The sequence below is a fragment of the Bradyrhizobium sp. Kon69 genome, assembly GCF_055807515.1.
In genome coordinates, this window is sequence record NZ_JBVVOS010000504.1 from 1 (window position 1) to 248 (window position 248).

Annotated in this window: 1 protein-coding gene; it reads left to right on the forward strand. The window is 64.1% G+C overall.

Annotated features, from left to right (window positions below; translation table 11 throughout):
* Positions 1 to 248 (forward strand): HAMP domain-containing protein (locus tag AC0L3U_RS39960; protein WP_473365206.1); only part of this gene is annotated, 248 nt, incomplete at both ends.

A 248-nucleotide genomic window follows, 5' to 3' on the forward strand; every position in this document is an offset into this window, starting at 1 on the left:
GATCCCGCGAACGTGCGCTGTTGATTGCCGCCTTGCTGGGGCTGGTAGGCCTCGCGGTGCTGATTATCGGTTTCGTGACCGCCCACGGCATCGCCCGACGCTTCGGCGGGCCCATTGAAGCCCTGGCCAAGGCCGCCGACAAAATCGGGCAAGGTGATTTCGAGGTGACCTTGCCGATATCGTCCGCGGCGGAAATGAATCAGCTGACCCGACGCTTCGGCATCATGGCCCAGGCGCTGCGCCAGCAT